The organism is Gemmiger formicilis (genome assembly GCF_016901605.1).
GTDB lineage: Bacteria > Bacillota > Clostridia > Oscillospirales > Ruminococcaceae > Gemmiger > Gemmiger formicilis_B.
The window spans coordinates 1-408 of record NZ_JACJKP010000476.1 but is presented as its reverse complement, the minus strand read 5'-3'; the positions used below and the strand labels follow the sequence as shown (position 1 = coordinate 408).

Below are 408 nucleotides of genomic sequence, written 5' to 3'. Positions count from 1 at the left end.
GCGCCCGGCCAGATAAGGACGAGCCGCCTGAGCCACGGCAGCAAACAGCTTCTCATCTTTGGGTCCATCCAGAATCAACAAATAACTTTTCCTCGTATCGTTCACAATCATGATCTGCAGGTATGCGGACCCAACCCCTGGGGCATCAGCAAGCAATGTGCAGATGGGGTCTACCAGTTCATCAGGCAATACGGTCGGCTCGACGATCGTCACCTTATCGCCAGGATGAATCTGCGCTGCCTGACGTTCTTTTTGCATCTGCAGCATAGCATCTTTTTGCTTCTTGACCGACTGGATCAGCGCAGATTCCAACCGCAGGCTGTTTTCTCCGGGATTCAAGACCAAACCGGAGGCTTCCTGATTTTTCTGAAGCATATTGGCAAAATCGTCAAAGCGCAGCATCATGAT

Annotated in this window: 1 protein-coding gene; it reads right to left on the bottom strand. The window is 51.5% G+C overall.

Going from position 1 to position 408, the window contains the following annotated elements; all coding sequences use genetic code 11:
- Positions 1-408: enhanced serine sensitivity protein SseB C-terminal domain-containing protein (locus H6B10_RS15520; protein WP_204652365.1), on the bottom strand; the 408-nt coding region annotated here is incomplete at both ends.